General features: G+C 73.4%; 7 protein-coding genes. 4 read left to right on the top strand and 3 right to left on the bottom strand.

The annotated features are described in order from the left end of the window. Window positions 1-106: 106 nt before the first annotated feature. Window positions 107-802, bottom strand: coding sequence for a hypothetical protein (locus AB0M28_RS39315; RefSeq protein WP_365415454.1), 696 nt, complete (start codon window positions 800-802; stop codon window positions 107-109). 206 nt (window positions 803-1,008) lie between these two features. On the opposite strand from AB0M28_RS39315, the gene AB0M28_RS39310 reads away from it, so the two are divergent. Together AB0M28_RS39310 and AB0M28_RS39305 are read left to right on the top strand one after the other, a co-directional pair. Then, complete coding sequence (locus AB0M28_RS39310) at window positions 1,009-2,244, top strand: hypothetical protein (RefSeq protein ID WP_365415452.1); 1,236 nt, start codon at window positions 1,009-1,011, stop codon at window positions 2,242-2,244. A 153-nt stretch (window positions 2,245-2,397) separates the two neighbouring features. Continuing rightward, window positions 2,398-2,928 carry a DoxX family protein gene (locus tag AB0M28_RS39305; RefSeq protein ID WP_365415450.1) on the top strand — a complete coding sequence of 177 codons (531 nt, stop codon included), beginning with the start codon at window positions 2,398-2,400 and terminating at the stop codon, window positions 2,926-2,928. Window positions 2,929-2,976: 48 nt separating this feature from the next. Here AB0M28_RS39305 and AB0M28_RS39300 read toward each other — a convergent pair whose 3' ends face one another. After that, entirely contained in the window at window positions 2,977-3,669 is a 693-nt protein-coding gene (locus tag AB0M28_RS39300; protein WP_365415448.1) for a response regulator transcription factor, read from the bottom strand. Further along, a complete protein-coding gene (locus AB0M28_RS39295; RefSeq protein ID WP_365415446.1) occupies window positions 3,666-4,937 on the bottom strand; it encodes a PspC domain-containing protein in 1,272 nt (423 codons plus the stop codon). Before AB0M28_RS39295 ends, AB0M28_RS39300 begins: the two co-directional genes overlap by 4 nt. A 145-nt stretch (window positions 4,938-5,082) precedes the next feature. On the opposite strand from AB0M28_RS39295, the gene AB0M28_RS39290 reads away from it, so the two are divergent. After that, the gene (locus AB0M28_RS39290) at window positions 5,083-6,387 is read left to right on the top strand and encodes a PspC domain-containing protein (protein WP_365415444.1); all 1,305 of its coding nucleotides are present in this window, start codon (window positions 5,083-5,085) and stop codon (window positions 6,385-6,387) included. Next, window positions 6,384-6,686 carry a hypothetical protein gene (locus tag AB0M28_RS39285; protein WP_365415442.1) on the top strand — a complete coding sequence of 101 codons (303 nt, stop codon included), beginning with the start codon at window positions 6,384-6,386 and terminating at the stop codon, window positions 6,684-6,686. The genes AB0M28_RS39290 and AB0M28_RS39285 overlap by 4 nt, the downstream gene beginning before the upstream one ends. The last annotated feature ends 22 nt before the right edge of the window (window positions 6,687-6,708 follow it).

Raw genomic sequence — 6,708 nt, 5'->3', positions numbered from 1 at the left:
TACACTCTGACCCTCCCCGCCGCTCTCCCTATCACCCCCGGCGGTACCCCCCCGCTGACGCCGGGGGGCGCCGCCCGTCTTCGCACGGGCGGCGCCCCTCGGCGCGTCACCAGGGCAGTGCGGGCGGCGTCCAGTCGGGCGGCACGCGCCGGACGACGCCGTCCGGGGTGTGCATTTCGACATAGCCCCGCGATGTCAGCAGCGCGACGGCCGCAGCCCGTTTACGCCGGACGATCAGCCGGGTCGCCGTTTCGGTCAGCGGAACCGCGGCCAGCGCGAGAGCGGCCTGCAGCGGTGTCTGCACCGGACTCCAGGGGAGCGGCAACAGGGCTTCGGCCAGCACGAGCAGCCCCACCGGCAGCGCCATCAGCAGCTGCTTCATCCACCACGCCGACTTCAGCTGGGCCGCCTCGATCGCGGCCTCGGAGTCGAGCGTGATCCGGGCGGTCAGCTCCCGCACCCGGTCCGCGCCCTCGGGCAACGGGCGCCGGTTGCCCCGGTCCAGACCCGGAAGGGTGCGGGCGCCAGCGGCCGGCACCAGCTCCTGCCCGTGGCCGGCGCGCGTTCCCCGGTCCAGTTGGACGAGATACGCGGGCTCCACGGGCTCCTTCCGGTTCGTTCCGCCTTCGGGGCGGCGTATCCGCGTGTCCCGATAGTGATAGCCGAAGCGCTCCGCCACGTACGTCAGACAGGCCAGCCGCCCCCAGGCCGCCCAGTGGAGATCGGCCCGCAGCTCGATCTGTTCCGCGCCCGCGTCGATCTGCTCCATCAGCCGGGCGCACATGTCCCCGTACCTCGTCATCCCCCACCCCCCGCGTGGGTCAACTCCCCGCCATTCTCCAACCGTTTCGGGTGGCGGCGAAGCCCTCGCGCAGCTGAACCACCCCCGATCACGACGGCATATCGACAAATACCCGTCCATAGGGCGGACCCGCCGAACACGCGCCCAGTGGCGTAGGGCACAATTCCCTCTCATCGCATCGATGAAGCACGCCTAGGGGGCGCGACGTGGCGCAAACTGCGAGATCGGCGGACGGCACCTCCGGGGGCGCGGAGGAGGGTACGGGCGCCAGTGCGGGCTCCCCCCAGGAGCCCCCCGCGGACTTCGGCAGCCTGCGCGACGGGTACGCCGCGGGCGGGGGCGTGCCGAAGGGCCTGGCGCACTCCGCCGGCGCCTCCCGGCAGTGGGTCTCCGACGAGCTGACCCGCGCCGCCAAGGACGAGGCCGAACGCGCGCGGGCCGACGGCGATGCCTGGCTGCGCCGGCTGTGGAAGCCGACCGTGATCGGCACCGGCGGACTCGTCGCGGTGCTGCTGCTCGTACAGGCGCTGACCGCGATCAGCGCCGGCTGGACCGCCGCCCGCACCGCGGGGCTGGTCGCCGCCGTACTGCTGGCCGCACCGCTGGCCGGCGCGGCCTGGCTGCACCGCGAACGCGGGGGCCTGGTCACCCCGCTCATCGGCGACGACAACCGGCTCTCCACCTCCCGTACCCTCGCCGCCGCCTGGGCGCTGCTGGCCGCGTACGCCGTGCTCGTGCTGGCGCTGGAGCTGGCGTTCAGCGCGGACGCCGAGCTGGACTTCTCCCGCGCCGGCGGCCTCAACTGGGTGCTCGCGACCGTCTTCGGCACCGCCGTCGCCATCCGCGCCGGCACCGCGGTGCTGGTACGCCGCCGGCTGCTGCAGAAGGTCCGCGCCGACCGGCCCCGCCCCGCCGACCTCCTCTGCGACGACGCCGGCCGCGGCAGCGTCACCGACGCCCAGTACGCCCTGGTCGGCACGGCCGTGCTGGGGTACGCCGCGGTGGCCCTGGCCCGCCGCCCCGAGCAACTGCCCGAGCTGCCCTGGGCGTTGGTGGTGCTGGTCGCCGTCAGCGCCGGCGCGTTCCTGGCGGGGAAGCTCTCGGAGAACGGCCGCCCCACGATCCTGTCGGTGGTACGGGCCCGCGAGACCGGCGACCTCGACGCCCCGCTGCGCACCGGCGACGACGTCGAGATCCGCGGCTCCGGCTTCGTCCCGCCCGGCGCTACGACGGCCGGCCAGCTGGCCCGTACGGTCGTGCGGATAGGCGGCGTGCACGTGTCGGTGCCGCTGGTGCCGGTGGCCGGCGGGTTCGCGAACCCCGGGGACTCGGTGCTCGTCGTGCCGGTGCCGGCCGAGGTCGAGCCGGGGCGGGTCGAGGTACGGGTGGTGACGGCGTCGGGCGCGGAGAGCGCGCCGTACACCGTGGAGATCCTCGACTGAGCTTGTCCCGGGCGTCTGTTCGCTGGTCCATCAGGCGTACGATCCGTTGAGCGCGCCGCCACCTCCTTACGTACCACCGCCGTAGACGCGACAATCGGGCGGCGGCCCGGTCGCGGGCGAGACGCACGAGGCGGACGAGGCGAGAGGCGGACCATGTCGTTCACGGATCCCACCACGGTGCTGGGCACGGGCGGAGCAAGGGACACCGGGCTGCGCGCCACCGCCGCCCGCTACGCCATACTGCCGTTGCGCGTCTTCCTCGGCGTCACGTTCATCTACGCGGGGCTGGACAAGCTCACCGACGACGCGTTCCTCAACTCCTCCGGGCCGGGCTCGCTCGCCGAGACCCTGTCCAGCGTCGAGGCGACGGCCGGCGTCCCCGCGCTGATCGACCTCGCGCAGAAGTCCCCCACCGGCTTCGGCTGGGCGATCCTGCTCGGCGAGATCGCCGTGGGACTCGGCATCCTCAGCGGCCTCTTCGGCCGGCTGGCCGCGCTGGGCGGCGCGCTGATCTCGCTCACGTTCTGGCTGACGATGAGCTGGGCGGTCGAGCCGTACTACCTGGGCAACGACCTGATCTACCTGATGTCGTGGATCCCGTTCATCCTCGCGGGCACGCCGTACCTCTCGCTGGACGCGCTCCTCGCGAAGCGCAAGCGCGCCCGCACACTGTCGGGTTACTGACGTCCCCCGGCGGAACCCCGGGGGACAGGCGCCGGACCGCTCCCGCCGTCAGACGAGTCGGCGGGCCGTCGCCCAGCGCGTCAGCTCGTGGCGGTTCGACAGCTGGAGCTTGCGCAGGACCGCCGAGACGTGCGACTCGACCGTCTTCACGGAGATGTACAGCTGCTTCGCGACCTCCTTGTACGCGTACCCGCGCGCGATCAGCCGCAGCACCTCCCGCTCCCGCTGCGTGAGGCGGTCGAGGTCCTCGTCCACCGGCGGCGCGTCCGTCGACGCGAACGCGTCCAGGACGAAGCCCGCCAGCCGCGGCGAGAACACCGCGTCGCCGTCCGACACCCGGAAGATCGCGCCGACCAGGTCCTTGCCGGTGATCGTCTTCGTGACGTAGCCGCGCGCGCCGCCGCGGATCACGCCGATGACGTCCTCCGCCGCGTCCGACACCGACAGCGCCAGGAACCGCACCGGCTGCTGCGCGTCGGCCATCAGCGGCGCGCAGCGCCGCAGCACCTCGACCCCGCCGCCGCCCGGCAGATGCACGTCCAGCAGCACCACCTCGGGCCGCGTCGCGGTGATGACGGTGACCGCCTGGTCCACGTCGGCCGCCTCGCCGACGACCTCGACGCCCGTCTCGTCCGTCACGCCGATCTCCGCCTGGACGCCGGCCCGGAACATCCGGTGGTCGTCGACCAGGACCACCCGGACCCGGCGGTCGTCCCCGCTCTTCGTCTCGTCCTCGGTCACGAGTCCGCCGCCCTCTCCATCTCGAGTTCCACTTCCGTGCCGCCGTCCGGCACGGCCCGCAGCCGCGCCGTACCGCCGTTGCGTTCCATCCTGCCGATGATGGACTCCCGTACGCCCATTCTGTCGGCCGGTACGGAATCCAGGTCGAATCCGGGGCCCCGGTCCCGTACGGAGATGAAGACCGTGCGGCCCTCGACCTCCGCGTACACCTGGACCGCGCCGCCCTCGCCACCGTACTTGGCGGCGTTGACCATCGCCTCGCGGGCGGCCTGCAACTGCGCGACCAGCCGCTCGTCCACCGGGCAGTCGCCGACGCACACCACCTCGACGGGGACGCCGTGGTGGTCCTCCACCTCGGCCGCCGTCTTGCGGACCGCGTCCGCCAGAGTGTCGGGCTGGTCCTCCTCGTCGCGGCCCGTGCCCTCCGGCTTGTACAGCCAGGCGCGCAGCTCCCGCTCCTGGGCCCGCGCCAGCTTGCGGACCTCCGCCGCGTCGTCGGCGTTGCGCTGGATGAGGGTGAGGGTGTGCAGCACGCTGTCGTGCACGTGCGCCGCGACCTCCGCGCGCTCCTGGGCGCGGATCCGCATCGTCCGCTCCTCGGAGAGGTCCTGCACCATCCGCACCAGCCACGGTCCGGCGAGCAGCGCCACACCCACCATCACCAGCAGCGACGCCTGCAGCACGGACCCCAGGTGCTTGGCGGAGCCCTGCACCACGAATATCGCGCTGACGCCGGCGCCGACCAGCACCACCCCGGCCCCGCCGCGGGCGAGCGGGATGAACCGGCCGCGGCGGGTCATCTCCGCCCAGCGGGCGCGCCGCGCGTTGTCCGCCTGCCGCCAGACCAGGGCCACTCCGGCACCGATCAGCATCAGCGGGAAGAGGAAGGCGTTGCCGCGGCCGAGGTTGAGGCTGCCGACGAAGACGCCGGCGGCGATCACCAGCGCGATCAGCGCGAGGATCTGGCCCTTGTCGGGGCGGCGGCGGAACGGACGGGCCTTCGGCAGCGAGGTGCCGCCCTGCCCGAGGGGTACGACGAACCAGAACACGGCGTACAGCAGCATCCCCAGCCCGCCCGACATCAGCAGGACGACGAAGATGATCCGCACCCAGGACACGGGCACGCCGAGGTGGCCCGCGAGCCCGCGGGCCACCCCGCCGAGCATGCGGCCGTCCGCGCTGCGGTAGAGCTTGCGGTACGGCTCGTCCTCCGCCGTCTTCTCGGCGGTCTCCGCGGCGAACGCCGTGCCAGTGCTGCTGGGGGCCATGACAACGATCGTCACACGTCGCGGGCATCGTCGGTATCAGGGTCGCCCCTGACAGACCCCTGGTCTCGGTACGGGGGCGGATTTCAGGGACAGCTCCGGGTACCCGTGTGCTGTGCGGGGCCGCCGGGTCGGCCACCATGTACGTATGACAGCGACCAGGCCCGCCGGGCCCGCACACGGCGAGGAGACTCCCGAGAAGGAGGCCCCCGCCGTCCGCGACCGGCTGACGCGCAGCCGCACCCACAAGGTGATGGGCGGGGTCTGCGCCGGCCTGGGCCGCTACTACGCCATGGACCCCGTCATCTTCCGCGTCGTGTTCGGCGTGCTCGCGGTGACGGGCGGCCTCGGGCTGGTCGCGTACGGCATGGCGTGGCTGCTCATCCCCGGTGAGGGCGAGGAGGAGAACGAGGGCCGGCGGCTGCTGTCCGGACGCGTCGAGGGCGCGTCGCTGACGGCGCTGCTGGTGATGGTCGTCGGCTGCGGGCTGTTCCTGTCGATGCTGCGCAACGGCGAGGCGCACGTCTTCACCGCCATGCTGGCGCTGAGCCTGGCCGGCGCCTGCTACTGGTCGCGGCACCGGCGCGACGTCGAGAGCGGCGCGGTGCTCGGGGACGACGCCACGGCGCAGGCCGTCGCGGACGCGCCCCCGGAGACGGCGCCGCCGCCCGTGCCGCAGCCGCCGTCGTGGTGGCGCGATCCGCTCACCAAGGACGGTCCCTCGCTCTATCTGTGGGGCCCGCCCGACGAGCCGTACGACAAGGCGGCGGCCCGCGCGGTGCGGTCGCGGCCGGTGCGGCGCGAGCGGTCGGGGATCGGCGGGGTGGTCTTCGTGCTCGCCGTCGTCACCGGCGGCATCGTCTCCTCGGCGACCTGGTCGAACCATCCGCTGGGTACGAGCCTCGCTCTGGGTCTGTCGTGCGCGCTCGGCGTCTTCGGGCTGGGCTTCGCGGTGAGCTCCCGGCTCGGGCGTACGGGCGGGGGCACCGTCTTCTGGTCGCTGACCACGGCCCTGCTGCTGACGGTGGCGCTCGCGCTGCCGAAGGACGTCACGTCCGAGTGGATGGACACCACCTGGCGGCCGGCGTCGGCCGCGGAGGTCCAGCCGGTCTACAAGCTCGGCACCGGTGACGCCACGCTCGACCTGTCGCAGGTGAAGCTGGCGAAGGACCAGACCCTGGAGGTACGGGCGGAGGTGAGCGCGGGACGGCTGCGGGTCATCGTGCCGCGGTCTCCGGAGGTCCGGCTGAGCAGCGAGGTCAGCGTCGGCGATCTCGAACTGCCGGGCACCGAGGCGGGCAAGGACGTCGACATCTCCATCGACCACGACCGCGACATGGTCCTCACGCCGTCGGACCGCGAACCGGTCGGCGTCCTCGACCTCGACCTCAAGGTGAGCGTCGGCCAGCTCGACGTGGAGCAGGCCCCGGTGACCGGCGGAGGAACGCGATGAAGTCGCACGAGTTCGAGCCGGCGCGGCTCCTCATCGGCCTGGTGCTGGTCACCGTGGCCGTCCTGGCGGGCCTCGAGGCGGCCGGCGAGTACGACTGGCCCGACTGGTGGCCGATGGCCGCGACGGGCGCCGGCATGCTCCTCGGCGGCGTCCTCGCCACGATGACCTGGGGCACCCGCCGGGCCCGCACGCGCGCGGCGGAGGCCTCGGTGTCGGCGTCGGAGGAACCGGAGCCGGAGCTGGGCGGGATGCCGATGGAGGAGCTGCGGGGGGAGTACGACCGGCGCTTCGAGCGCTGAGCGGGGAGGGCGGGGAGGGAGA

Origin of the sequence: Streptomyces sp. NPDC051940, from assembly GCF_040680895.1 — a bacterium.
In the GTDB taxonomy this organism is placed as follows: Bacteria; Actinomycetota; Actinomycetes; order Streptomycetales; family Streptomycetaceae; genus Streptomyces.
Note: the sequence above shows the minus strand (reverse complement) of the source record. Positions and strands in the feature narration are given on the sequence as shown.